This window comes from Paraburkholderia pallida, assembly GCF_004524855.1.
Lineage (GTDB): Bacteria > Pseudomonadota > Gammaproteobacteria > Burkholderiales > Burkholderiaceae > Paraburkholderia > Paraburkholderia oxyphila.
The window spans coordinates 1,225,456-1,249,804 of the sequence record NZ_CP038151.1 but is presented as its reverse complement, the minus strand read 5'-3'; the positions used below and the strand labels follow the sequence as shown (position 1 = coordinate 1,249,804).

The following is a 24,349-nucleotide window of genomic DNA, read 5'->3' as shown; positions in this document are numbered from 1 at the left end:
TGGTAGGCAGCTCAAACATTGCAATCAATGACAAAGGGAATCTAGAATTTTGATTGGTTTTGCCATACGAGGAGGCGCTTACGTGGAGCGGCAAACAATTTCACCGGGTTTTGTCGAGGACGCGCTGGCCTGCCTGCGCCGGCAAGGCTTCGCGCCGGAGCCGGTATTGCAGGCGGCGGGGCTGCCGGCCGAGGTGCGCGAGGGTGTGACCGCGCAGGAATACGGCCGGCTCTGGCTCGCCATCGCCAAAGCGACCGACGACGAATTCTTCGGCTTGTCCGCGCACCCGATGCGGCACGGCAGTTTCGCGCTGCTGTCTCACGCGGTGCTGCACGCGGGCACGCTTGCCAAGGCGTTGCGCCGCGCATTGCGATTCCTGCGCGTGGTGCTGGATGAGCCGCACGGCGAGCTGATCGTCGCCGACGGCCAGGCGCAGATCGTCCTGACCGGTGCGTCCGCTTTTTACCCGGCCTTCGCATACCGGACGTACTCGCTGATCGTGCTGGGCCTGGCCTGCTGGTTGACCGGCCGGCGCATCGCGCTGCAACGCGTCGATTTCGCTTGCCCGTGCCCCGAGCAGCGCGCCGACTACCAGCAGTTCTTTGGCGTGCCGGTGCATTTCGACCAGCCGCAGTGCCGCATCGCCTTCGATGCCGCGTGGCTCGATCTGCCCACGATTCGCTCCGAACAGGCGCTGAAGGTTTTTCTGCGCGGGGCCCCCGGCAATTTGCTCGTGCGCTATCGTCACGACGCCGGATGGGTGGCGAAAATCCGCAGCCAGTTGAAGACGGTGCCCGCCGCAAGCTGGCCGGACTTCGACACACTGGCCCGGCAGATGTGCACGACACCGGCAACGTTGCGCCGCCGCCTGCGCAGCGAAGGGCAGAGCTTTGCCGCCATCAAGGACGAGATGCGCAGCGCGCACGCCCAGTCATTGCTGCGCAAGGGCAGCCTCAGCGTGGCCGAGATTGCCATCGAACTGGGCTTCACGGAGCCGAGCGCGTTTCATCGCGCTTTCCGCAAATGGACCGGCGCGAGCCCGGGCGCATTTCGCCGCGATCTGCGCGAAGCAGGGCCTGCGCGCGGCGCGCCCGAATAGCTCCGGCGTCGCCGCATGGAAGGTCACCCAATGTCCCATTGATATTCCATGGATGAAACGCTAACTCGCATTTGAATCTTGCGGTGCGGCGATTCATCGGCATGGAAAGGTGTAATGGCCCGATATTCAAGGACATTGGGCAAAACCTGTAATTTTCGGGCATCGCGCTTCAGGCTAATCGAAAGAGACGATCAGCAACTTTATTGGGCCGTCGCGCCATTGCCGGACAATTTGTCCACCCCAAGAATCTCACTCATCGCCAACCGCTTTCAGGCGTCAGCAAACGGCGACTTCTGGGGAGACAAGCGCATGCAATTCACACTGAACGGCCAGCCATTCGAGTTCGATGGCGATCCGGACACGCCCCTGCTGTGGGTGATCCGCGAAGCCGCGGGACTGAGCGGCACCAAGTACGGCTGCGGCATCGGCGCGTGCGGCGCCTGTACCGTGCACCTCGAAGGCGAGGCCACGCGCTCGTGCGTGCTGCCGGTCTCGGCAGTCGCGGGGCGCGCGATCACCACCATCGAAGGGCTCGCGCCCGGCGCATCGCATCCGGTGCAGCAGGCGTGGATCAGGCAGGACGTGCCGCAATGCGGCTATTGCCAGTCGGGCATGGTGATGGCCGTGGCCGCGCTGCTCAAGCAGCACCCGCATCCCACCGACGCGCAAATCGATCAGGGCGTAACGAACCTGTGCCGCTGCGCGACCTATCACCGTATTCGCGAGGCCATCCATGTCGCAGCGAACGCCTGAGCGCATGCGCGACGTCCATGGCGCATATGGTGCGCAGGGTCCTCATGGCGCCGAAGCCGCGAGTGCACGCGCCCCGCAACGCGAGAGCCGCCGCGCCTTCCTCAAGACCGGTCTTGCGATGGCTGGCAGCCTCGTGCTGCCGCTCGCCTTCAGCGATTACGTGGAGGCCGCCGCGGACGGCACGCGCTTTCGCGAGATCAACGACTGGGTCCGTGTCGATCCCGATGGCCGCACGATCATCGGACTCTCGCAGGCCGAAGTGGGGCAGGGCGTCTACACCGGCCTGCCGCAATTGCTGGCCGACGAGATGGATGCCGACTGGCGTCGCGTGAGCGTGGAATTCGTCACGGGGCGCGACGCCTATCGCATTGCAGCGGCGAACGAGCATCCGCAGCAATTCGTGGGCGCCTCGATGTCGGTCACGATGTTCCAGCAGCGTTTGCGCATCGCGGGCGCCCAGGCGCGCGAGGCGTTTCTCGCGGCCGGCGCGCGGCGCCTGGGCGTGCGGCCCACGCAGTGCGCGACGAAGAGCGGCCGCGTGATTCATCTGCAAACGGGGCGCTCGCTGGGGTATGGCGAGCTGCTCGCGGATGCGGCGCAACTGCCGCTCGATCCGCAGCCGCGTCTGAAGGCACAGTCCGCGCGCACGCTCATCGGCCAGCCGCTGCACAAGCTCGACGCGCCCGCGAAGGTGAACGGCAGCGCCGTGTTCGGCATCGACGTGAAGGTGCCCGGCCTGCTCGCGGGCGCCGTGAAAATGGCGCCCACGCTCAACGGCAAGCCCGTGGCCGTGCGCAACCGCGACACGGTGCGGGCGTTGCCGGGCGTGGTCGAGGTGGTGCCGGCAAAGGACGCCGTGATCGTGGTGGCGAACACCTGGTGGCAGGCGAAGCAGGCGTGCGACGCGCTCGACGTGCAATGGGAAGACAGCGGGCCGCCCGCGGACAGCGCCGCGATTCTCGCGCAACGCAAGGCCGCGCTGATGGCGGAGCATGCGGTGGCGGCCACGCGCATTGGCGACGCGCCGGCGCAGTTCGAAGCCGCCGCGCAAAGCAGAACGGGCTCGCCGGGCACGCACGACGCGCCTGCCGGCGCAAAGGTGATCGAAGCCGACTACCACACGCCGTACATCGTCCACGCGACGATGGAGCCCGTGAACGCGACGGTGCACGTGCGCGAACACGAGATCGAAGTGTGGGGCCCGATTCAAGGCCAGGACAAGGTGCGCTGGACGCTCGGCGCCATCTTCAAACTGCCACCTGAGAAAGTGATTGTGAACACAACTTTCCTGGGCGGCAGCTTCGGACGCAAGTACGTGCCCGATTTCGTGATTCACGCCGCCGTTGCCTCGAAGGCCGTGGGCCGCCCGGTGAAGGTGGTCCGCTCGCGCGAGGACGATATCCGCCACGGCTTCTACCGCCCCGGCGTTTCGGCGCGCATGCGCGCCGTGCTCGGCGCCGATGGCTACCCGAGCGCGATGCATTTGCGCGTGGTGGGGCAGTCGCTGTACTGGTCGATCAAGCGCGACTACTTCGAAAAGGCGGGCGGCTGGGACGAGACCATGCTCGACGGTCTGTATGACCTTGGCTATGCGGTGCCGAACTTGCTCGTCGACTCGGTGAGCGTCGACCAGCCTATTCCCGTGAGCTTCATGCGCAGCGTGGGGAGCACGTCCAGCATCTTCTTCCTCGAGAGCTTCGTGAACGAGCTCGCGCACGCCGCGCGCATCGACCCGCTCGAGTACCGGCGCACGCTGCTGCGCGACGACCCGCTCGCGCTGCGCGTGCTCGAACGCACGGCCGCCAGGGCGAACTGGGCGCGCAGGCCCGCGCCAGGCCTGTATCGAGGTCTCGCGTACTGCCTCTACACGGGGCGCGGCGGCGCATTCACGACGTATGTCGCGATCGTGGCCGAGCTGCGCATGGTGGACGGCAAGGCGAAGCTCGAACGCGTCGTGTGCGGCATCGACTGTGGCCAGGCGATCAATCCGATGCTGATACGCGAGATGGTGGAGGGCGGCATCGGCTTCGCGCTCACCAACACCTTCAAGAGCGAAATCACCTTCAAGGACGGCGCGGTCGTGCAGGAGAACTTCTCCGACTACCCACTGCTGACCCTCTCGCAGATGCCGAAGATCGAAGTCGAGATCGTCGAGAGCGACCGCACGCCGCAAGGCTGCGGCGAGGTGGTGCTGCCGCCCGTTGCGCCCGCCGTGGCCGCTGCGTTGTTCGAGGCGAGCGGCACGCGCCTGCGGACCATGCCGCTCGAACAGGCGCTGGCCTGAGCGTCAAAGCGTATTTTCCCCACAAAAAGACTATCGATCATGATACGGATTCCTTATTTAGTCATCGCGCTCGCGGGCGCGCTGTTTGCCGCCGGCGCACGCGCGGAGCCCCCAGTCGATGTGGCTCGCGCGCGCCAGATCGCCACCCAGCACGCGTGCTTCGGCTGTCACGCGGTGGACAAGAAACTCGTGGGCCCGGCCTGGCGCGACGTGGCCGCGCGCTACGCGGGCAAGCCGGGCGCCGCGGCCACGCTCGTCGCGCATATCCAGAACGGCAGTTCGGGAAGCTGGGGCGCCGTGCCGATGCCGCCCAACGCCATCAGCGCGGGCGACGCGCAAACCGTCGTGCAATGGATTCTTGCGGGCAACAAGACTGAATGACGAAAGTGGCCGCGCGAGCAGTCACGCACGCACACATAGCAATAAGCATTGCTGATCAATATAGGAGACACGTCATGAAAAAGGCCATTGCGGCAGTATTGCTCGCCGGCACGTCGGCGCTCGCGTGGGGACAAAGCAGCGTCGCGCTCTACGGCATCGTCGACACGGGCATCGAGTACTACAACAACGCGGCGAAGGGCGGCTCGTTCGTGGGCATGCCCTCGCTCACGGGCGAGGTGCCGTCGCGCTTCGGCCTGCGTGGCCAGGAGGATCTGGGCGGCGGCTACAAGGCCTTCTTCGTGCTGGAGAGCGGCTTCGCGCCCAACAGCGGCGCGCTCAATTACGGCGGCCGCCTGTTCGGGCGCCAGGCGAATCTGGGCGTGACGAGCGACTACGGCACGCTCACCCTCGGCCGCCAGATGAACATGTCGATGTACGTGCTGTTCAACGCGGACGTGATCGGCCCCTCGATTCATTCCATGGCGAGCTTCGACAGCTATCTGCCGAACGCGCGCAGCGACAACGCCGTGGGCTACCTCGGCAAATTCCACGGCGTGACGGTCGGCGGCACCTATAGCTTCGGGCGCGATGCGGCGGGTCCGGCCGGGCCTTCGGCAACCAACTGCGCGGGGCAGATTCCCGGCGACGCCGTGGCTTGCCGCCAGTACACGATGATGCTCGCCTACGACAACGCATGGGGCGGCGCGGCGGCGTCGTACGACGTGATGTATGGCGGGCCGGGCGCATCGGCGCCGCTCGTGAGCAGCGCCGACACCGACAAGCGCGCGATCGTCGACGCCTATGTGAAGTTCGGCGCGACCAAGGTGGGCGGCGGCTGGATACGCCGCAACACCGCGGCGGCGGAACACGCCCAGTCGGACATCTTCTTTCTCGGCGCGGAGTACTACGTGACGCCGATGTTCGCGCTCGATGCGCAGGCATTGCGCTACATCTTGCGCGATCATTCGAATTCGACGCTGCTGGTCGGGCGCGCAAACTATTTCATCTCGAAGCGCACGACGCTTTATGCTTCGCTGGGTTACATGATGAACAGTGCGCTCGCGGCGAACGCCGTGGCCGCGGCCGGCACGGTGACGCCGGGCGCGAACCAGTTCGGCGCGATGATGGGCATCCAGCAGCGCTTTTGATGCCGCGCGCGCTGAACCCCGCACGCCGCGTGCGGATAGAAAACACCGGAAGGGGAACGGAGAGGGGCAGATGGCGACAGACCTGTTGAGCGCCGCGCTGGCGGATCTGCGCGCCGACGCCGTGGTGACCGGGCACTTCTCGCTCGCGGCGCCGTGGGCGTTCGTGAAGCCGGCGGTCGAGGGCGCGGCGTTCAGGACTGCCTTCGGCGGCCCGTACACCATCATCGTGGAGGGCATGGAGCCGTTGCGCGTCGAGGCGGGCGACTTCGTGCTGCTGCCGCACGGGCATGAGCACGTGCTCGCCTCGGCGCCCGGCGTCGCGCCGGTGCCCTTCGACGATCTCGTCGCGCGCGAGGGCATCCGCCCGAGCTTCGACACGCCCTTGCGGCTCACGGCGGGCGGCGGCGGCGAGGTCTGCGACCTCTATACGGGCATCGTGTTTTACCGCGAGGCGGTGCGCAATCCGCTGTTTTCGGTCCTGCCGCCGCTCATTCACGTGCGCGCCAACGATCCCGCGGTCGGCCCCTGGCTCGCCGATACGCTGATGGCCTTCATCCGCGAATCGATGGCGTGCCAGCCGGGCTGGGCGGTCGCGGCGGCGCGCCTCGCCGACGTGCTGTTCGTGCAGTTGCTGCGCGCGCATCTCGCCTCGGCGATCAGCCACACGGGCTGGCTGCGCGGCCTGATGGACCCGCAGATCGGCCGCGCGATCGCGCAGTTGCACCGCTACCCGGAGCGCGACTGGACCGTCGAATCGCTGGCAGCCACGGCGGGCATGTCGCGCTCGCGCTTTAGCGCGCGTTTCGTCGAGCTCGTCGAAGAAACGCCGATCGGGCATCTCACCGCCTATCGCATGTATGTCGCGAGCGGCGCGCTGCGCGATTCGCGGCGGCGCCTGATCGAGATTGCGACGAGCGTGGGCTATGCGTCGGAGAAGGCGTTCATTCGCGCGTTCCGGCGCTGGTCGGGCATGGCACCCAAGCAGTACGCGCGCAGCATGCGCGATCCGCATGACGCGCCCTATGCGGCTGGCGCGCCTTATGGCGCGTGAGCCGGCATGAACGAGAACGAGGGCGTGGGCACGAACTTGTCCGCGGTTTCGCCGGAATACATCTGGCCGGCGTCGATCGTGAGCTTCATCACCGGTGCACCGGGCTTCAGGTTCAGCTTGTGCAGCGAGACCCAGAACGTATCGGGGCGCGTGGCCGAATCGAAGTAATAGACAAGGTTGGTCTGATCCGAGACCGTGCGCCAGATCGTGGAAGACAGATTGGGCATCTCGGGCGTGCGGATGCCCAGCGGCACGCTCACCGAACGCATCACGCTCATCACGCTCGCGACCTGCTGATACGCGCCGTTCTGCATCGGCACGCCGGCCATGTAGTTCGGATCGGCGCGCTTCGGAATGGCGTCGAGCAGGAACGACGCGCGCACGAAGCGGTCGGCGGCGCGGTTCGTGCCCGGCAGGAAGCTCAGCCCGCCAATGCCCTTCCAGTACGCGTCGAGCGCGAGCTGCTCGCTGTAGATCGGCGAGTTCGTCATGATCCGGTAGGCCTTGCCGTGATGGATCACGAGCTTGCCGTCGAGATATTCGAGGATCGCGGAGTCGCCGCTCGCATCGGAGAGCGAGAGATGGATCGTGACGGGTTTGCCGTCGGGCAGCGGCGGCGCGATGATCTGGAACGGCTCCTTGCCGAGCGCCTCAACCGCCTCGCCCACGTTCGCGTAATTGTCGAGCACATATTGCGCCCACAGACTGATCGCCATGGGCGGACGGCCCGAGCCGGGCTTGCCGTAGTCGGTCTCCGCGAGGTAGAGCGCATTGGCCACGAGGCCGCGCTCGTTCATGCCGTCCACGCTGCCGATGTCGTAGCCCGAGACCACCACGCTGCCGTACTTCGAGCGCCAGCGCGGTGAATGGGGGCCGGCCTCGCCGTCGCGGTCGATGCCGGCGGGGAAGACCCAGAGGTTCGAGCGCATGTCTTCGGACCAGTCCATCGAGCGGCCCGTGATGACGAGACCGTTCTCGCCCACGTAGAGCGCGCGTGTGCAGGCCGGCGCGATGCAGGCCCAGAGCAGCGTGCCCGCGGCGAGGATCGACGCGGCGGCGAAGGTAGCGCCGCGCTGCGGAGAGCGTGCGAGTTTCGGCGTGAAGCGGGGCCTAAAGCGGGACGTCAGGCGGGATGCGACGCGGGGCGCAAAGCGGAACGTGAAGCGGGGCGCAAGGCGGGATGCGACGCGGGGCGCAAAGCGCGACATGAGGCGGCATGCGAAGCGGAATGTGAAGCGGGACATGATTGCGCGCTCCAGAGGCGGGATTGGCCGGGCAGGGCAGCGCCGATCATGCCACGGAAGTAGCGGCGCACGCGTCGTGGGTGGCCACGCAGGCCAGCACGTGCCGCGCTTCACGCAGGGTTCCGCGCGTGACGTCGCGCCGTGCCCGGCATCGGGCCGTTCAGGCCTGGCGCGCCTTGAGCTCGAGCGCGAGGAAATCGACGAACGCGCGAATGCGCGTGGACATCTGATGACGCTGCAGATAGACGGCGTAGATGTCCGCGTTGGGCGTCTCGTACTCGGGCAGCACCTGCACGAGCCGGCCGTCGGCCAGATAATCGGCGATGTCCCATTCGGCGCGCATCAGGATGCCGTGCCCCTCCAGCGCCCAGCGCACGGCGATCTCGCCGTCGTTGGTGGTGAGGTTGCCGTTGATGCGCACCGCCTCGGTCTTGTGCGCCGCGCCGCGCCCCGACGTGAGGCGCCAGACGCCGTAGGCCTCGTCGCCCTGGCGTATGCCGATGCAATTGTGGCGCGCAAGCTCCTGGGGCGTCGCGGGCAGGCCATGCCGCGCGAGATACGCGGGCGCCGCGCACAAAAGGCGCCGGTTGGCCGCGAGGCGGCGCGCCACCACGCGCGTGTCGGGCGGTTCGCCGAAGCGGATGCAGACGTCGAAGGTGTCGTCGGTGAGCGGCGGCGGCGCCACCGAGAGCTGCAACTGCACCGTGACCTGCGGATGCTTCGCCACGAAGCGCGAGATGGCCGGGCCCACGTGGCTGCGCCCGAAGCCGAGCGTCGCGTTCACGCGCAGGAGGCCCTTGGGGCTCTTCTTCGCGCTGCCGAGCAGCTCGGCCAGCTCGTCGATCTCGTCGAGAATGCGCCGCGCGCGCTCGAGGTATAGCTCGCCCTCGGGCGTGAGCATCATGCGCCGCGTGGTGCGGTTCACGAGCGGCACGCCCGCGCGCTGCTCCATCTGAGTGAGCCGCTTGCTCACGGCGGCGGCCGTGAGGCCCAGCTCGCGCGCCGCCGCGCTCAGGCTGCCGGCCGCCGAAAGCGTGGAGAAGAACGAGAGATCGGCGGGATGCACGGCGTCCGTCATGATCCGCACTTGTGAATTTAAGTTAAGAATGCTTTGAGTCTAGCACCGGTTGCGGCGCTTCAGGTTCGGTAAAGTCGGTCCCACAGTCAATCGAAGGACGTGGAGACAGACACCATGAAGACGTATCGCATCGCAACCATTCCCGGCGACGGCATCGGCAAGGAGGTCGTGCCGGCAGGCAAGGCCGTGCTGGAGGCGCTCGCGCGCACGAACCGCTCGTTCGCCTTCGAGTTCGAGAACTTCGACTGGGGCGCCGACTACTACCGCGCCAATGGCGTGATGATGCCCGCCGACGGCCTGGACCAGATCCGCGACAAGGATGCGATCCTGTTCGGCTCCGCGGGCGACCCCGACGTGCCCGATCACATCACGCTCTGGGGCCTGCGCCTGAAGATCTGCCAGGGGTTCGACCAGTACGCGAACGTGCGCCCGACGCGCATCCTGCCCGGCATCGACGCGCCGCTCAAGCGCTGCGGCCCGGACGACCTGAACTGGGTGATCGTGCGCGAGAACTCCGAGGGCGAATACGCGGGCGTGGGCGGGCGCGTGCACCAGGGCCACCCGATCGAGGCGGCCACCGACGTCTCGATCCTCACGCGCGCCGGCGTCGAGCGCATCATGCGCTTCGCGTTCCGTCTGGCGCAGTCGCGTCCGCGCAAGCTGCTCACCGTCATCACGAAGAGCAACGCGCAGCGTCACGCGATGGTGATGTGGGACGAGATCGCCAACCAGATCGCCGCCGAATTCCCGGATGTGAAGTGGGACAAGGAGCTCGTCGATGCCGCGACCGCGCGCATGGTGAACCGGCCCGCCACGCTCGACACCATCGTCGCGACCAACCTGCACGCGGACATCCTCAGCGATCTCGCCGCCGCGCTCGCGGGCAGCCTCGGCATCGCACCCACGGGCAACATCGACCCCGAGCGCCGCTATCCGTCGATGTTCGAGCCGATCCACGGTTCGGCGTTCGACATCATGGGCAAGGGCCTCGCGAATCCGGTGGGCACGTTCTGGTCGGTGGTGATGATGCTCGAGCATCTGGGCGAGCAGGCGGCCGCGCAGCAGGTGATGGCCGCGATCGAGCGCGTAACGGCCGACCCGGCGCTGCACACGGGCGACCTCGGCGGCAAGGCCACCACGGCGCAGGTGACCGAGGCCGTGTGCGCGCTGATCGAAAAGGTAGCCGTGGCGGCCTGAGCCATCGGCCATCGCTGCTGGATTGACTGCCTGACGGCGCGTGCATACACACACACGAATTCACTACGACACACGCACGCGCCGCTTTGAAACCGTGGCCCGCGCCTCGCGCGCGGCACGGCCTCCAAGGAGGAGACACATGCATCCCGAACTCGAAACCCGGGTCTCGAAGAAACTCATGTGGCGCATCATTCCGTTTGTGATGCTGCTGTATTTCGTGAGCTTTCTCGATCGCGTCAACGTCGGCTTTGCCGCGATGTCGATGAACAAGGCCATTGGCCTTTCGTCGGCGGCGTTCGGCCTGGGCGGCGGATTGTTCTTTATCGGCTATTTCATCTTCGAAGTGCCGTCCAATCTCATCTTGCATCGCGTGGGCGCACGCGTCTGGATCGCGCGCGTGATGGTCACGTGGGGCATCGTGAGCGCGGCTTCGGCATTCGTTAGCGGTCCTGCGAGTTTCTATGCGCTGCGCTTCTTGCTGGGCGTCGCGGAAGCGGGCTTCTTTCCTGGCATCATCCTGTATCTGAGCCAGTGGTTCCCGACGCGCCAGCGCGCCGTGGCCGCCGCGTGGTTCATGGCCGCCGCGCCCATCTCGACGGCCATCGGCTCGCCGCTCTCGGGCGCGATCATGCAGATGAAGCCGATGTTCGGTCTCGCTGACTGGCAGATGCTCTACGTGCTCGAAGCGATTCCGGCGGTCGTGCTGGGCTTCGCGGTGCTGCGCTTCCTGACCGACGCGCCGGCCAGGGCGAAATGGCTCGCCGCCGACGAAAAGGCCTGGCTCACGGCCAAGCTCGACGAAGAGGCGAGCGCACGGAGTGCACAGCACGGCCATACGGGCGCGGTGCTCGCGGCGCTGTGCAATCCGCGTGTGCTTGCGCTGGCGCTGATCTACTTCGGCACCTCGGCGGGTCTCTATACGCTCGGCATCTGGGCGCCGCTGATCGTCAGGCAGTTCGGCTACAGCCCGCTCCAGACGGGTTTGCTCACGGGCATTCCGAGCGTGGCGGCGGTGGTGGCGATGGTGGTGTGGGCGCGCCATTCGGACCGCACGCAGGAGCGTACGTGGCACGTGGTGGTGCCGTGCCTGCTTGCATGCGCCGGGTTCGTGCTGGCGGCCGGCGCGAACGGCACGGTTGCCATCGTGGGCGCGCTCGTGCTGGCCAATGTGGGCATCAGCGCGGCCAAGGCCCCGCTATGGGCGATGCCGAGTGCGTTCCTTTCCGGCGCGGGCGCTGCCGCGGGGATCGCGATGATCAACTCCCTCGGCAATTTGGGCGGCTTCGTCGGGCCTTCGGCGATCGGCTGGCTCAAGCACACGACCGGCGGCTATGGCGCGGGCCTGTATGTGGTGGCGGGGACGCTCGCGGTGTCCGCGGTGGTGACGCTGCTGCTGGGGCGCAAGGCTGGCGGCGGAGAGCGTGAGTCGCTGGTTCAGGCGCATCGCTGAAGGCGGGCGCGGCGCGGCCTCGCAGGCGGCGCCGCTGTGCGCAGCATGACGGCCGCCCCATTGAAGCATTGCGTGAACACCGGCTGCCAGGCGAATAAAGCCATCCCGTGCGACGCGCGTCTATATGAAATGACGCATGCTCGAGCCAAGCGACGTGCTTGCAAAACTCCCCGCGCCATAATGCAGTTCTCCTGCAACGGCATCGTGAGCGGATGAATGCCATGCGGCGTCGCTGCCGGGGCTTGTGGCTGCATCAGGCGTCCGGGCGCCCGCTCCCGGACCGCGCGTTCTGCCCAACCGGACGCTGGCTTGCGCCGTTTCCCTCGATGGCAGGTCGACGATCTCCGCCGGCGGGTCTTCCACACTCAATCGAACGCGTTCGCCCAGCCCGCTTTCCGGCGTCGCGGCCGAAGCGCCGGTGCCGACAGTGACGACCAGAAGAAGCGCTCGCAGGAACCGCAAAACGGACCGGCGCGGGGAATCGATTTTTTCGGACTTCATACCATCCCATTCAATCAGTCGTCGGCATCGTGCGACCGGGCTATTGTACTGGTGCCGCAACGCGATCGAGCACCTAAAAGGTGTTGCGCGAAATTTCGATTCATTGTCTTTCGATATCGGGGTAAAGATTCGCCTGTCCCGGTCGATATACCGACGCAGGCATCGCCCACGAAGCGCCAGTTGGCTCTGTCGCTTACACCTGGCTTTCCGTGGTATTCCCGAAGACCATGATTCGATTTGCAAGCTCACTGTTCGCCAGGCCGGCGCTGTTCATTTACGCGGGAATCGGAATCACGCTCGCGACCACGGGAGTCACGGTCGCCTCGCTATACGAAATGAGGCTCGACGCGATGGCGCAGGCACGCGATGCCGCCCAGAACCTCACGATTTCGCTGCAAAAGGAGATCGAGCGCAATCTCGACATCTACCAGCTCGCCATGTGCGACGCCGCGAGGAGTATCGAAACGCCCGGCATCGCAGGGCTTCCCCCGGAGGTCCGGCAGCTCGTCGCGTTCAGTACGGCCACCAATGCGAAGGAACTGGGTGCGCTGTTTGCGACCGACGCAACAGGCAAGCTAGTGCTCGACTCGCGTTCGACTCAGCCGCGCAAGCTCAGTGTAAGCGATCGCGATTACTTCCAGATTCAGCGCCAGCAGAAAAACGCCGGCCTCTACATCAGCGCGCCCTTTCTGCCGTACGCCGCTGGCCCCAGGCTGCCGCAGATCGCGCTGAGCCGCCGGCTCGAGGACAGGAACGGCCAGTTCACGGGCATCGTCGCCGGCACGCTGCGGCTCGGCTATTTCCGGCAACTTTTCGAAGACTCGATACTCGGCCGGCACGACACGATTACCTTGCTGCGCACGGACGGAACGGTCCTCATGCGGCTGCCGTTTCACGCGGGCGACATCGGCAAGTCGCTCGCGGGCGGCCACTCGTTCCCGCCGCTCGTGCAATCCGCTCACGGAACCTTCGTCGATATCGCCGTGCTCGACCATATCGAGCGCCTGTATAGCTTTCGGCGGATCGGCAGCTATCCGCTCGTCGTCGTCGTGGGCTTTGCGACCGACGACATCTTCGCAGGATGGCGCAAGCGCGCGATGGCATTGGGTGTCGTCAGCGTCATTCTCGATGTGCTTCTCATTCTGTTGTCACTGATGTTCAGCAGACAGTTGCGCAAGAGACTCGCCATGGAGCGCCGCTTGAAGCGACTCGCGTGGTTCGACTCGCTAACGGGCCTGCCCAACCGGGTGCAGCTTCAAAAAGAAGCCTTCCGGATTCTGACGAACGCCAACCGGAATGCGTCGACGTTCGCAGTGCTGTTCATCGATCTCGACCGTTTCAAACGCGTGAACGACACCCAGGGTCATGCAGCCGGAGATGAGGTCCTGAGCGAAATCGCACGGCGCCTCCAGAACCAGATCCAGACGGAGGACGTGATCGGCCGCCTGGGCGGAGACGAATTTCTCGCCATTCTGCAAGATTGCGACGTGCTCAAAGCCACGCATGTCGCCGGGCGCATTCTGCAGGCCGTGTACCAGCCCATCCTCATCAACTCGAAGCAAGATACCCGCATCACGATCAGCGCCAGCATCGGCATCGCGCTCTCTCCGCACGACGGAGAAGAAACCGACATCCTGCTGCGCAACGCCGATCTGGCGATGTACCAGGCCAAGAGTGCGGGGCGCAACCAGGTGCGGTTCTATGCGCCAGCGTTCGAGCGTCAGGCGAAGGAGCAACTCGAGCTGGAAATCGCGCTGCAGCGTGCATTGCGAAGCAACGGCCTGAGTGTCGCCTACCAGCCCAAGGTCGACGCCACAGGCGTGCTTCGGGGTGTCGAGGCGCTCGTGCGCTGGGACGACGCCGGGCAAAGCAGCATTGCGCCCGATCGCTTCATCGCTATCGCGGAGGAAAGCGGTCTGATCGTGGAGATCGATGCCTGGGTGATGGGCGAGGCCTGCAGGCAACTTGCCGAGTGGCGAGCCGAGGGCCTTGACGTACCCAACATGTCGGTGAACGTCTGCGCCGCCGACTTCAAGCGTCCAGATTACCCAGGCTTCATCACCCAGACGCTTCAGTCACACGGTCTGGTTGCTGCAGATCTGACGCTCGAAATGACCGAGCGAGTGCTGTTCGATGAATCGGTCGACGACATTCGCAAGTCGCTCGATGCCATCCATCGCCTTGGCATCGCACTATCGATCGACGATTTCGGCACGGGCTACTCGTCCCTGAGCTACCTCCACCGGTTCGCCGTCAAGGAACTCAAAATCGACAGGAGCTTCGTGCAGGGCATCGGCAACGACGAAATGGCAGAGTCGCTGGCGCAATCGCTGATCCACATCGGCAAGATCCTGAAACTGACCGTGACTGCCGAAGGCGTGGAAACGCCTGCCCAGCGTGACTTTCTGGGCAGGCACGGCTGCCATCTGTATCAAGGGTTTCTGTTCTCGCGGCCGCTCGCACCTCGCGACTTCGCGCGCTGGGTGCGTGCGCATCGGCTGTGCCCGTCGTCTGGCGATGCGCACGCTCAAGCCCTCCAACTCGGCACTACCCTCGCGTAAGTGCGCTTGACGTACTCGTGGCTTCGATGGCGGATTGCGAGCCGTAACCGGAGCGCGTGAATCCGCCGCGGTTACGGCTTCGAGAACACGAAATCGCAGCGTCGCGCCGTTAGCCGCGCCCCCGTGCCGGACGTGGCGTCGAAGTGCGTCTCTACCTCATACGAATACGGCATGAGCCGGTCCTTTTAGCGCGAGCGCTTGCGCGTTGCCTTCTTCGCGCCTTCCTTCGCCACGCCCGCGCGCGGCGTTTCCTTTGGCGCCGGCGCCGCGGCGGCGTTCAGGTCTTCGAGCCACGACAACGCGTCGGCATACGCGAGGAACTGGCGCAGATACCCCGGCGAGAGTTCGCGCATGAGCAGGAGCGCGCGGTGCACGAGGCTGCTCGAATTGAGCGGCCCCGCATTCTTCGGTACTTGGTCGAGCGATTGCTGCACCTGCTGATCGGCACTCAGCTTCGACCAGACTTCGCGGAAGTAATCGAGGAGTTCCTCTGGCGGTCCGCTGCGTGCAAGATGGTCCGCATTGCCGATGTGCGCGGCGAGGCTGCCGTGCGTGCTTGTGCCTTGCTGTGATGCGCTATCGACGTGCGTTTGCGGATTCGATGTCGCGCGCTCGATTGCGGTGGCGTAGGAGGCGAGCAACGTGTCGATGCGCGCATCGAGTACACGCCGCGCCGCGCCGGCATGCGCGCTCGCACGCCGGTCCAATGCGTCGATCAGCGCGAAGCGCACGGGATCGAGCCGGTCGGCGCCTTGCGCGCGCCAGGCGTCGAGCGTGACGCGGGCGCGGGTGGCGTCGTGCTCGCCCATGCTCACGGCCACGCTGATGGGCTCGCTGTCGCCCAGGATGTCGCTACCGCTGGGGTTTTCGCTGTCGCTCTCGCTCTTGCGCCGATCCTCGCGTGCATTCCCGGCCTCGCAGGCCACGCCGCCTTGCGCGGCGTCCGCCTCATCGATGCTGACCACCTGCGCAGCCGCGTTGCTAGCGCCGTTACTCATGGCCGTCCTGCGCCCCGGTTTGCGCACGCGCGCTGCTCGCGGGCCGCGGCACCGCCGCGATTTCCACGCGGCGATTCTTCGCGCGGCCGGTTTCGTCGGCGTTCGAGCTCACGGGCTGCTCCGAGCCGAACGCCGCCGCGAACACCGACTGCGCCGGCACGCCCGCATCGATGAACGCGCGCGTCACGGTGAGCGCGCGCTCGGCGGAAAGCTCCCAGTTGTCGGCGAAGCGGCGGTTGCCTGCGTGGACCTGCTGGTCGTCGGCGAAACCGCTCACCATCAGGATCTGGTCGCGGTCGCGCAGATACGCGGTCAGCGGCCCCGCGAGGCTCTTGAGCAGCTCGCGCCCCTGCGGCTGGAGCTGGTCGGAGTTCAGCGCGAACAGCACATTGCCGCTGATGCCGATGCGTCCGTTCACGAGCGTCACGCGCCCGGCCGCGAGCGGCCCGGCCAGCGCCTGCTCGAGCGTCTTGCGGCGCTGCGTTTCGATCTGCCGCTGCTTGACCTCGTTGGCGAGGCGCGTGGACGCTTCGAGCTGCATGCCGATCACGCCGACGAGGATCAGCACGAACGCGCCCAGCAGCGCCGCCATCAGGTCGCCGAAGGCGGCCCAGACCGGCGCGGTGGGTTCTACGCCGCCGTCGATTTCGTCGTTCATGCGGCTTCAGCTCCCGCTTGAGCGCTGAAGCGCTGCAGGTTCTCGACGATCTGCTTCTGCGAGAGCAGGCTCAGGTCGATCACTTCCTTGGCCTGGGCGACGTAGTAGGCGAGCTGGTCGTCGCTGCGCGCGAGCGACTTGTCGAGCGCGGTTTCGATGCGTTGCAGTTGCGTCAGGAGCTTGTCGTTCGACTCGCCGAAGTGCTGTACGGCCGCGCCGAACGCATCGCCGAGGCTCGCCATTTCGACGGCGCTGCCCGTGACCTGGGCCGCCGCGCCTTCGAGCGTGTGCGCGCCGGCTTCGACCTGTTGGTCGAAGCGCGCGCCCACGCGCTCCATGAGGCCCGCCGAGGTCTGCACCAGCGCGTCGATGGCGGTGCGCTGCTCGGTGCTGGCGTGATTCACGGCGTCGAGCAGCGTGGTGACGGTGGAGAGCAGGCGGCTGCGTTCCTCGAGCATCGCGGTGTCCTGGACCATGCTCTCGGAGAGTTTCTGGCGCAGCTCGGCGACCACTTCCGCGGCCACGCGCGGCGCTTCCGATGCGGCATCGACGAGGCGCGCGAGTTCAGCGATGGTGCCGTTGGCGTGCGCTTCCGTTTGCGTGGCGATGTCGTTTGCGGTTTGCGCGAGCGCGTCGCAGGTTGCCTGGTGGCGTTCGGCGGCGTGGGTGCTTGCGGCTTGCCAGGCGCTTGCGTTGGTTTCGGCGGCACGTGCGATTTCGGCGATGGTGCCGCTGGCGTGCGCTTCGGTTTGCGTGGCGATGTCGCTGGCGGTTTTCGCGAGCGCGTCGCAAATGACCTGCTGGCGTTCCGCCGCGTGTGCGCTTGCTGCTTGCCAGGCCGTTGCATTGGCTTCTGCCGCGCGTGCGATTTCCGCAATCGTGCCGCTGGCATGCGCTTCGGTTTGCGCAGCGATGTCGTTTGCAGTTTTCGCGAGCGCGTCGCAAATGACTTGCTGGCGTTCCGCCGCTTGTGCGCTTGCCGCTTGCCATGCCATTGCATTGGCCTCTGCCGCGCGGGCGATCTCGGCGATGGTGCCGCTGGCGTGCGCCTCGGTCTGTGCAGAGATGTCGCTTGCGGTCTTCGTCAGTGCATCGCAAATCGTCTGTTGGCGTTCGGCTGCCTGCGTGCTTGCCACTTGCCATGCAACTGCATTGGTCTCAGCCGCGCGCGCGATTTCCGCGATCGTGCCGCTTGCGTGGGCTTCGGTCTGCGTGGCGATGTCGTTTGCGGTTTTCGCGAGCGCGTCGCAGATCGCCTGCTGGCGTTCGGCAGCCTGTGTACTCGCCGCTTGCCATGCCGCTGCATTAGCCTCTGCCGCGCGGGCGATTTCGGCAATGGTGCCGCTTGCGTGCGCCTCGGTTTGCGCAGAAATATCGTTCGCTGTCTTCGCCAGCGCATCGCAAATGATCTGCTGGCGTTCCGCAGCCTGTGTGCTCGCCGCTTGCCATGCCGCCGATGAGGCTTCGGCCACGCGCGTGATCTCCGCGATCGTGCTGGTCGTGTGCGTGCCGGCGTGCGCGGCGATATCGCTCGCGGTTTTGGCCAGCGTCTCGCACACGGCCTGCTGACGCTCGGCCGCCTCGGTGCTTGCCGTCTGCCAGGCAGCCGTTGCCGCAACGGCTGCACGCGAGATTTCCGCGAGCATGCCGTTCGCGTGCGTTTCGGTCTGGGCGGCGATCGTTTCGGCGGTTTGCGCGAGCGTCGCGCAAACCGTCTGCTGATGCTCCGCCGCCTGCGCGCTGGTCGTGCGCCATTCGTCGCGCAGCGTGTTGCCCATCGCGCCGAGCGTTTCGCTCCACGTCGCGAGACGCGCCTCGTCACGCGCGACGAGCTGCGTCTGCAGATCCGCCTGCGCCGCGCTCACGGCGCGCAGCAGCGCCGCCGAATGCTGCTCGAAGGTCGCGGCAGCCGAGGAGAGCGCCTGCTGGTTATCGTTCGCGAGCTTTTCACCGGCGCGCTCGTGGCGCGCGAGCGCTTCCTGCCACGCCAGCGAAACACCGGAAGCCGAGGCTGCGAGACGCGCGTCGACGTCCTGGACCAGCGTGGCCGAGCGTGCCTCGAAGGTCGCGGTGAAACGCTCCAGCGCGCCCTGCAGGTCGCGCGCGAGCGCCTCGCCCGAGCGGCGCTGGTCCGCGAGGGCCTCGTTCCAGATCCCGGCCACGCGCGTGGTGTTGGCTTCGAAGCCCGCGGCAAGGCCGTCGAGCTGGCGCTCCACGGCCTGCGTGAGCGTGCCGTGCAGGGCCGCGCTTTCGCGCGCGAGGCCCGCCATCGTCGCCTCCACGACCGGCGCGAAGGCCGCGCCGGCGGCGCGCGCGCTTTCGGCGGCGCTCGCCTTGAGCGATTCGCCCACCGACGACGCGAGCCGCGCATAAGCCGCTTCGGCGTTGCCGAGGAAGGCCTGCTGGCTCGCGAGCTGGCGCTCGCCGAGCGCGGCGCCCTGGCGCTCGATGGCCGTCATCATCGCCTCGAGGCGCTCGACCAGCTTGGGCATCGCGTCGGCCTGGCGCTGCATCAGCGCGAAGCTCGTCTCGCGCTGATGCGCATGCGAGAACGGGCGCAGCGAGGTGCCGATCTGCGCGTCGAGGCGCTGGGCGGCCTCGATACGCTCGCGGCGGCACAGCGCCGAAAGCAGGCCCAGCATCGCCGAGCTGGCGACGCCCGCGATCGAGGTGCCGAACGCGAAGCCGAGCCCGCGGATCGGACCGGCGAGCGCGGCGCGGATGCCGTCGAGATCGGTGGCGCCGTCGAGCGCCACGCCGGTGCCGCGCAGCGTCGTCACCATGCCGAGCAGCGTGCCCAGCATGCCGAGCAACACGAGCAGCCCGACCAGATAGGGCGTGAGCGACGGGCCGGGCAGCGCGACGCGCTCGCCTTCGATGCGCGCGCGCACGGCGCTGCGCAGGCTCGGGTGCAAGTGGTCGAGCCACGCGCTGAGCGAAGCGGTGGGCTTGGGCGTCGTGGCCACGGCACGCGTGAGCGTGGCGGTGGCCTGGGTGTAGCGATAGAGCTCGAACGCGCCGGCCACATAGCAGGCGCCGATCAGCACGGTCACGGCCAATGCGAGCGGATTCGAGCCGGCATAGCCGGCGGCGATCCAGCACACTGCTGCAAGACCGGCGAGGAAAACAACGAGATCGATACGAAGTCTGGACATAGCGTTTGGGTTAGCAGGCGCTAGCGGGCACGAAGCGCTGCGAGCAGCCCTTCGACCGGTTGAAACCGAACATCGAGTTCGGCGAGCAAAACGCTCTGGACATCTTTGCGGAACACGTCGAGCCAGGCGCCGGGCGCGGCCGCGCCGGTGAGGCTGGCCCGTGCCGTTGGCGCGGCGGCCGCTGCCGCGGTGGTCGGTACCGCGGCGCCATCGGCTTGTTCGGCGCTTGCGGCGCCGGGCGTGCTATCGGCAGCAGCCTGCGCATCGCGGGCCGCAGCTTCACGGGCCGCTTTGCGCAGACGCTCGAAATGCGCGCCCAGCAAGCCGGGCACCGTGCCGAGCAGACTGCGCTCGCGCGCGGCCAACGAGCGCTCCATGGCGGCGTCGAGCGTCGCGAGCTTCGCCATGGCGGGCGACACCGCCGCGAGCCGGCTGCGCAGACGGCCGCGCACGTCGCCGATATCGGTCTCCATCTTCTGCTGCAGCGCGATGTAGCACTGACGAAAGACCGCGTAGTCGGCGTCCGTATCGGGCGCGTCCGGCACGGGCGCGGGCGGCTGCAACGCGCGCGCGTGACCATAGCCGCCGCCAGCGCGGCGCGCTTTCGCGGGCGCGAGCACGCCATCCAGCGCAATCGCCTTCGAAAGCGTGGAGCGCAGGCTCAGGCAGCGTTGCGCCTCGTCGTCGCCGTTCGCGCGCGCGCCGCCCGCCGTGGCGGGCGTTGGCGCCGGAGCGGCCAGCACCGTCGAGAGCGCGATCGCGTCGGTCCAGCCGAGCCACTGGCTCAGCCGGTCCGCGAGCGGCTGCGGCGAGGCTTGCACCTCGGTCTCGCCGAGACGCGCCAGCAAGCGAACGAGGGCCGGACCGCTCAGGGACGTGCGTTGCGGGGGATGGACCATACCACAAGAGGCAAAAAAGCCAGCAGTTTACACGGCGGCGCGGGGTGGCTCGCGGTTTTGCGTCTCGGGCGAGGGTTTATCAGGGCCGGCCGTGCGGGTGAGTGGGCGGCTGGGCGGGCGATTCAGGGCGATCCAGACCGCTATCGCGCTTGAGTCGCGGGGCTTCTTGCCGTGCTCGCCGTGTTGGGTAATCGTCAGGCGGAACCCACCGCGCGTTAAACTGTGTCTCCCGCGCGGGCGCTGCCGTCCGAGCAACAGGAGATCCCCATGGCGTTTTCCAGTCTGAGCGCATTTGCACTGGCACTTTTGGTGGTGGCCGGCATGCCGGGGCCGAGCGTCGCGGCGCTGGTGGCCCGCGTGCTGACCAGCGGCTTTCGCGACGTGCTGCCATTCCTCGCCGCCATGTGGATCGGCGAGGCGGTCTGGCTGACCTGCGCCGTCGCGGGGCTCGCGGCGCTCGCGCATACCTTTGCGCTCGGGTTTCTCGTGCTCAAGTTTCTGGGCGTCGCGTATCTGATGTTTCTCGCGTGGAAGATGTGGTTTGCGCCCGCCGAGTTGCAGGCGGAGAGTCTGCCGGGCAAGCGCTCGCCGGTGCGCATGTTTATCGCCGGGATCGCCGTTACGCTGGGCAACCCGAAGATCATGATCTTCTATATGGCCTTGCTGCCGACGATGGTCGATCTCTCGCGCGTGGGCGTGCTCGCCTGGTCGGAGCTCGTGCTCACGATGTTCGCGGTGCTGATCGCCATCGATCTCGCCTGGGCACTGTTCGCCACGCGCGCGCGGCGCCTGCTCACGAGCCGCCGCATGGTGCGTGCCGCGAACCGCAGCAGCGCAATCGCCATGGCCGGGGCGGCCGTGACGATTGCGGCGAGGTAGCGAGGTCGGGGCGGTGCATCGTCAGGATCACTGACCATTCGCTTTAACGGCGTCGATACGAACCTGGCGTACTGCCCGTCCATAGCTTGAACGCGCGGTTAAATGCCGTGGCATCCGCAAAACCTAATTCGACCGCCAATTGCGCGACCGGCACTTTGCTGGTGGCCAGTCGCTCGATGGCGAGATCGCGCCGCAATTCGTCTTTCAACGACTGGAACGACGTCCCTTCCAGCGCAAGACGCCGCTGCAAGGTGCTCGTAGAAACGTGGATGCATTTGGCTACCGCATCCAGGTCGAGCCAGTCCGGTTCGCTTTGCCTCAGAATGATCTTCACGCGATCACTGCACGCGTGCTCACCGGGCCGGGGCAGGATGACGTTGCCCGGAGCGTGTCGCAGAGCGGCCCGCAGTTCTTCCTCGGTCCGACGCACGGGTGCCTGAAGAGCGGCGGCATCGAACCAGACCGCGGTAACGGGCTGATTGAACTGCAGGGGCGCAGGGAATATTGCGGAATACGACGCGGCATAGGCAGGCTGCGCGAAGCTGAAGTCGATACGCCGGATCGGCAGCCGGCCCCGGTTCAGCCAGGCCAGCATCTGCCAGAACACCCTTGCCAGCATCTCGAGCAGAAAGGCCTCGCTGCCAGTCCCCGTATGCCTGGCTTCGAGCGCGAATCCGGATAGTTCACCGTCCCTGACGCAGTGCATGGCGAGATCGTGCTGCAGCAGCCGGAACGTATGCGCCCCACGCCGTAGTGCCAGCTCCAGCGAGGGCGCGCTCAGCATGGAGCGGCTGATCAACGCAAAGCTGCCCCGTTGCAGCGGGCGGGAGAGAAAGCCAATGCATTCATCATCGAGTTGCTCGATGAGCAGAGCATAAAGCGCCGCATATTGCCTGGCGGTGATTCTTGCACCGCTTTCCGCCAGCAGCACCGGCGGGATGCCTGCCGCGTTGACCAGCGAAGAGATCGCTTCGTCCGACATGGCGCCATGCTTGCGCGCGCCCGCCAGCGTCCGATGGGCGAGCAGGATGGGCAAGGTGTGGGGCGTGGTCGGCATGGCGGATATTAGAGCCGATCCGCCGCGGTCTGTCGATCCGGACCGTCGTCACGCAATGCGGTATTGCGCAAAGAATCTGACCTGTTTCGCTCTCGTGGCGCGTGTCCCCTTTGGCCTAACATCGGGCAAAAGATCAAACCCATGAGTGGAGACGGACGTGTACTTGACCCAATACCTGCATCGCGCGCTGCAGCAGCATCCCGAGAAGGTCGCGGTGTGCTTTGGTTCGCGCCAGCGCACCTTTCGTGAGTTCGCGGACCGTGTAGCGCGCCTCGCCGGGGCGCTCCAGCGCATTGGCATGGGAGACGGAGACCGCGTGGCCATGCTGGCCCTGAACTCGGACCGCTACCTCGAATACCAGATGGCGGTGCCCTGGGGCGGCGGCGTGCTCAATCCGTGCAATACCCGCTGGTCGGTGCCTGAACTGGTCTACGCGCTCGAAGACTCGGGCACCGCCATCCTGCTGGTCGACGATGCTTTTATTGCCGCCGCGGGACAACTGCTGCGCGATGCGGCGTGCCTGCGCCAGGTCGTTTACTGTGGAGAAGGCGAGGCGCCTGCCGGCATGCTCGACTACGAAACGCTGGTGCGCGAAACCGCACCCGTGGACGACGCGGCCCGGCGCGGCGAAGACCTGTTGGGCATTTTCTACACGGGCGGCACGACGGGGTTTCCCAAGGGGGTCATGCGCAGCCATATCGGTAGTGGAATCGCTGCCTTGTCGCTGCTGTCGATGGGGCTGGCCGAAACCGGCGAAACGTACCTGCACGCCGCGCCGATGTTCCATGTGGCGGATTTCGGCGCCGCGCTGCCTCACTGGATCGTCGGCAACACGCATGCGATCATCCCCGGCTTTCAGCCGCAAGCCGTGCTCAAGGCCATTGAGGCGCATCGCGTAACCAGCACGCTGCTGGTGCCGACCATGATCCAGATGGTGGTCGATCACCCGGCAATCCAGGACGGCTATGACCTGCGCAGCCTGAAAACGATTGCTTACGGCGCTTCTCCTGTTTCGGAGTCCGTACTGGAGCGCACGCAGAAGGTCTTGCCCGGCGTCGGGCTCGTGCAGCTCTATGGCATGACCGAGATCGGGCCGCTGACCGTGAACCCGCCCGATTACCGGCCCGGGATGCTTCCGCTTGCCGGGAAGTTGACCGCGGCGGGACGTACCAGCAACTGCGTGGAGCTCAAGATCGTGGACGCGCATGGTCAGGAGGTTCCCCGTGGCACCGTGGGCGAGATCGTCGTGCGCGGCGATACGCTGATGCAGGGCTACTGGAACAAGCCAGAGCAGACGGCTGAAGCAATTCGCAATGGCTGGTACTACACCGGCGACGGCGGATATTTTGATGAGGATGGCTATCTTTTCATCGCCGACCGTGTGAAGGACATGATCGTCAGCGGCGGAGAGAACGTCTATTCGGCCGAAGTCGAGAATGCAATTTTGAAGCACCGGGCCGTGGCTGCCTGCGCGGTGATCGCGATTCCACATGCGCAATGGGGAGAAGCGGTGCACGCGGAGGTGGTGCTCGCGCCGGGTCAGACGCTCTCGGCCGCGGAGCTCATCGCACACTGCAAAACGCTGATTGCGGGTTACAAATGCCCGGTCAGCGTGGCCTTCGTCGATGATCTGCCCATCTCGGGCGCAGGCAAAGTGCTGAAAAACCGGCTGCGGGAACCGTACTGGAAAGACGTGAAGCGCTGCATTGCGTGAGATTTCGCCGGTTGCTGTGCGGGTGCTCGCGTACTTCAAGCTGCCGGCCCGGGACACGCTCAAACGCGGCGCGTAGATATAAGCTATTTCCAGAAGCGCTGCACGCTGCGGTTCAGCCGGAGAGGCAAGCGCCGTCGAGAGCGCGATTGCATCGGTTCAGCCGAGCCACTAGATCAGCCGGTCCGCTTTAGGGCGACCCGGACCGCTATGGCGCGCGACTTGCGGGGGCTTCTTTCCGTGCT

The 24,349-nt window shown here is 66.6% G+C and carries 19 protein-coding genes; 11 read left to right on the top strand and 8 right to left on the bottom strand.

The window, feature by feature from the left end; all coding sequences use genetic code 11:
* Nucleotides 1-82: 82 nt before the first annotated feature.
* From E1956_RS40305 to E1956_RS40280, 6 genes are all read left to right on the top strand, one after another.
* Entirely contained in the window at nucleotides 83-1,099 is a 1,017-nt protein-coding gene (locus tag E1956_RS40305) for an AraC family transcriptional regulator (RefSeq protein WP_134758870.1), read from the top strand.
* A 309-nt stretch (nucleotides 1,100-1,408) separates the two neighbouring features.
* Nucleotides 1,409-1,852 carry a (2Fe-2S)-binding protein gene (locus E1956_RS40300; protein ID WP_134758869.1) on the top strand — a complete coding sequence of 148 codons (444 nt, stop codon included), beginning with the start codon at nucleotides 1,409-1,411 and terminating at the stop codon, nucleotides 1,850-1,852.
* Nucleotides 1,853-1,856: 4 nt separating this feature from the next.
* On the top strand, nucleotides 1,857-4,136 hold the full coding sequence (locus E1956_RS40295) for a xanthine dehydrogenase family protein molybdopterin-binding subunit (protein WP_134759714.1): 2,280 nt from the start codon (nucleotides 1,857-1,859) through the stop codon (nucleotides 4,134-4,136).
* 39 nt (nucleotides 4,137-4,175) lie between these two features.
* Nucleotides 4,176-4,517 carry a c-type cytochrome gene (locus E1956_RS40290; protein ID WP_134758868.1) on the top strand — a complete coding sequence of 114 codons (342 nt, stop codon included), beginning with the start codon at nucleotides 4,176-4,178 and terminating at the stop codon, nucleotides 4,515-4,517.
* Between the two features lie 74 nt (nucleotides 4,518-4,591).
* Nucleotides 4,592-5,665, top strand: a complete 1,074-nt coding sequence (locus E1956_RS40285) for a porin (RefSeq protein ID WP_134758867.1) — start codon at nucleotides 4,592-4,594, stop codon at nucleotides 5,663-5,665.
* A gap of 70 nt (nucleotides 5,666-5,735) precedes the next feature.
* The gene (locus E1956_RS40280; RefSeq protein WP_134758866.1) at nucleotides 5,736-6,716 is read left to right on the top strand and encodes an AraC family transcriptional regulator; all 981 of its coding nucleotides are present in this window, start codon (nucleotides 5,736-5,738) and stop codon (nucleotides 6,714-6,716) included.
* Here the strand turns inward: E1956_RS40280 and E1956_RS40275 are convergent.
* Nucleotides 6,704-7,960 carry a linear amide C-N hydrolase gene (locus E1956_RS40275; RefSeq protein ID WP_232072246.1) on the bottom strand — a complete coding sequence of 419 codons (1,257 nt, stop codon included), beginning with the start codon at nucleotides 7,958-7,960 and terminating at the stop codon, nucleotides 6,704-6,706. The two genes, E1956_RS40280 and E1956_RS40275, sit on opposite strands and share 13 nt — an antisense overlap.
* 160 nt (nucleotides 7,961-8,120) lie before the next feature.
* Nucleotides 8,121-9,038, bottom strand: a complete 918-nt coding sequence (locus E1956_RS40270) for a LysR substrate-binding domain-containing protein (protein ID WP_134758865.1) — start codon at nucleotides 9,036-9,038, stop codon at nucleotides 8,121-8,123.
* A 114-nt stretch (nucleotides 9,039-9,152) separates the two neighbouring features.
* Here E1956_RS40270 and E1956_RS40265 point away from each other — a divergent pair, with 114 nt between their 5' ends.
* Together E1956_RS40265 and E1956_RS40260 are read left to right on the top strand one after the other, a co-directional pair.
* Nucleotides 9,153-10,235 (top strand): tartrate dehydrogenase, encoded by a 1,083-nt coding sequence (locus E1956_RS40265; protein ID WP_028216572.1) that lies wholly within the window; start codon nucleotides 9,153-9,155, stop codon nucleotides 10,233-10,235.
* Nucleotides 10,236-10,374: 139 nt separating this feature from the next.
* Nucleotides 10,375-11,685 (top strand): MFS transporter, encoded by a 1,311-nt coding sequence (locus E1956_RS40260; RefSeq protein ID WP_134758864.1) that lies wholly within the window; start codon nucleotides 10,375-10,377, stop codon nucleotides 11,683-11,685.
* 120 nt (nucleotides 11,686-11,805) lie between these two features.
* Here the strand turns inward: E1956_RS40260 and E1956_RS40255 are convergent, their stop codons facing one another.
* The gene (locus E1956_RS40255; protein ID WP_134758863.1) at nucleotides 11,806-12,186 is read right to left on the bottom strand and encodes a hypothetical protein; all 381 of its coding nucleotides are present in this window, start codon (nucleotides 12,184-12,186) and stop codon (nucleotides 11,806-11,808) included.
* Nucleotides 12,187-12,413: 227 nt separating this feature from the next.
* Between E1956_RS40255 and E1956_RS40250 the strand changes: the two genes are divergently transcribed.
* Complete coding sequence (locus E1956_RS40250; RefSeq protein ID WP_134758862.1) at nucleotides 12,414-14,747, top strand: putative bifunctional diguanylate cyclase/phosphodiesterase; 2,334 nt, start codon at nucleotides 12,414-12,416, stop codon at nucleotides 14,745-14,747.
* Nucleotides 14,748-14,932: 185 nt separating this feature from the next.
* On the opposite strand, the gene E1956_RS40245 is transcribed toward E1956_RS40250, so the two are convergent.
* From E1956_RS40245 to E1956_RS40230, 4 genes are all read right to left on the bottom strand, one after another.
* Nucleotides 14,933-15,556 carry a DUF2894 domain-containing protein gene (locus tag E1956_RS40245; protein WP_134759710.1) on the bottom strand — a complete coding sequence of 208 codons (624 nt, stop codon included), beginning with the start codon at nucleotides 15,554-15,556 and terminating at the stop codon, nucleotides 14,933-14,935.
* Nucleotides 15,557-15,737: 181 nt separating this feature from the next.
* On the bottom strand, nucleotides 15,738-16,403 hold the full coding sequence (locus E1956_RS40240) for an OmpA family protein (RefSeq protein ID WP_028216576.1): 666 nt from the start codon (nucleotides 16,401-16,403) through the stop codon (nucleotides 15,738-15,740).
* The gene (locus E1956_RS40235; protein WP_134758861.1) at nucleotides 16,400-19,558 is read right to left on the bottom strand and encodes a DUF802 domain-containing protein; all 3,159 of its coding nucleotides are present in this window, start codon (nucleotides 19,556-19,558) and stop codon (nucleotides 16,400-16,402) included. Before E1956_RS40235 ends, E1956_RS40240 begins: the two co-directional genes overlap by 4 nt.
* A 20-nt stretch (nucleotides 19,559-19,578) precedes the next feature.
* Entirely contained in the window at nucleotides 19,579-20,457 is an 879-nt protein-coding gene (locus E1956_RS40230) for a DUF3348 domain-containing protein (RefSeq protein ID WP_134758860.1), read from the bottom strand.
* A gap of 267 nt (nucleotides 20,458-20,724) precedes the next feature.
* On the opposite strand from E1956_RS40230, the gene E1956_RS40225 reads away from it, so the two are divergent.
* Nucleotides 20,725-21,336 carry a LysE family translocator gene (locus E1956_RS40225; RefSeq protein ID WP_134758859.1) on the top strand — a complete coding sequence of 204 codons (612 nt, stop codon included), beginning with the start codon at nucleotides 20,725-20,727 and terminating at the stop codon, nucleotides 21,334-21,336.
* A 43-nt stretch (nucleotides 21,337-21,379) separates the two neighbouring features.
* Here E1956_RS40225 and E1956_RS40220 read toward each other — a convergent pair whose 3' ends face one another.
* Nucleotides 21,380-22,393, bottom strand: coding sequence for an AraC family transcriptional regulator (locus E1956_RS40220; RefSeq protein ID WP_134758858.1), 1,014 nt, complete (start codon nucleotides 22,391-22,393; stop codon nucleotides 21,380-21,382).
* Between the two features lie 157 nt (nucleotides 22,394-22,550).
* On the opposite strand from E1956_RS40220, the gene E1956_RS40215 reads away from it, so the two are divergent.
* Nucleotides 22,551-24,107, top strand: a complete 1,557-nt coding sequence (locus tag E1956_RS40215) for a long-chain-fatty-acid--CoA ligase (RefSeq protein WP_134758857.1) — start codon at nucleotides 22,551-22,553, stop codon at nucleotides 24,105-24,107.
* Nucleotides 24,108-24,349 lie beyond the last annotated feature (242 nt).

Coding starts and splice junctions, on each gene's coding strand:
- E1956_RS40300 (WP_134758869.1), top strand. CDS start 1,409: ATGCAATTCACACTGAACGGCCAGCCATTCGAGTTCGATGGCGATCCG.
- E1956_RS40295 (WP_134759714.1), top strand. CDS start 1,857: ATGCGCGACGTCCATGGCGCATATGGTGCGCAGGGTCCTCATGGCGCC.
- E1956_RS40290 (WP_134758868.1), top strand. CDS start 4,176: ATGATACGGATTCCTTATTTAGTCATCGCGCTCGCGGGCGCGCTGTTT.
- E1956_RS40285 (WP_134758867.1), top strand. CDS start 4,592: ATGAAAAAGGCCATTGCGGCAGTATTGCTCGCCGGCACGTCGGCGCTC.
- E1956_RS40280 (WP_134758866.1), top strand. CDS start 5,736: ATGGCGACAGACCTGTTGAGCGCCGCGCTGGCGGATCTGCGCGCCGAC.
- E1956_RS40275 (WP_232072246.1), bottom strand. CDS start 7,960: ATGTCCCGCTTCACATTCCGCTTCGCATGCCGCCTCATGTCGCGCTTT.
- E1956_RS40270 (WP_134758865.1), bottom strand. CDS start 9,038: ATGACGGACGCCGTGCATCCCGCCGATCTCTCGTTCTTCTCCACGCTT.
- E1956_RS40265 (WP_028216572.1), top strand. CDS start 9,153: ATGAAGACGTATCGCATCGCAACCATTCCCGGCGACGGCATCGGCAAG.
- E1956_RS40260 (WP_134758864.1), top strand. CDS start 10,375: ATGCATCCCGAACTCGAAACCCGGGTCTCGAAGAAACTCATGTGGCGC.
- E1956_RS40255 (WP_134758863.1), bottom strand. CDS start 12,186: ATGAAGTCCGAAAAAATCGATTCCCCGCGCCGGTCCGTTTTGCGGTTC.
- E1956_RS40250 (WP_134758862.1), top strand. CDS start 12,414: ATGATTCGATTTGCAAGCTCACTGTTCGCCAGGCCGGCGCTGTTCATT.
- E1956_RS40245 (WP_134759710.1), bottom strand. CDS start 15,556: ATGGGCGAGCACGACGCCACCCGCGCCCGCGTCACGCTCGACGCCTGG.
- E1956_RS40240 (WP_028216576.1), bottom strand. CDS start 16,403: ATGAACGACGAAATCGACGGCGGCGTAGAACCCACCGCGCCGGTCTGG.
- E1956_RS40235 (WP_134758861.1), bottom strand. CDS start 19,558: ATGTCCAGACTTCGTATCGATCTCGTTGTTTTCCTCGCCGGTCTTGCA.
- E1956_RS40230 (WP_134758860.1), bottom strand. CDS start 20,457: ATGGTCCATCCCCCGCAACGCACGTCCCTGAGCGGTCCGGCCCTCGTT.
- E1956_RS40225 (WP_134758859.1), top strand. CDS start 20,725: ATGGCGTTTTCCAGTCTGAGCGCATTTGCACTGGCACTTTTGGTGGTG.
- E1956_RS40220 (WP_134758858.1), bottom strand. CDS start 22,393: ATGCCGACCACGCCCCACACCTTGCCCATCCTGCTCGCCCATCGGACG.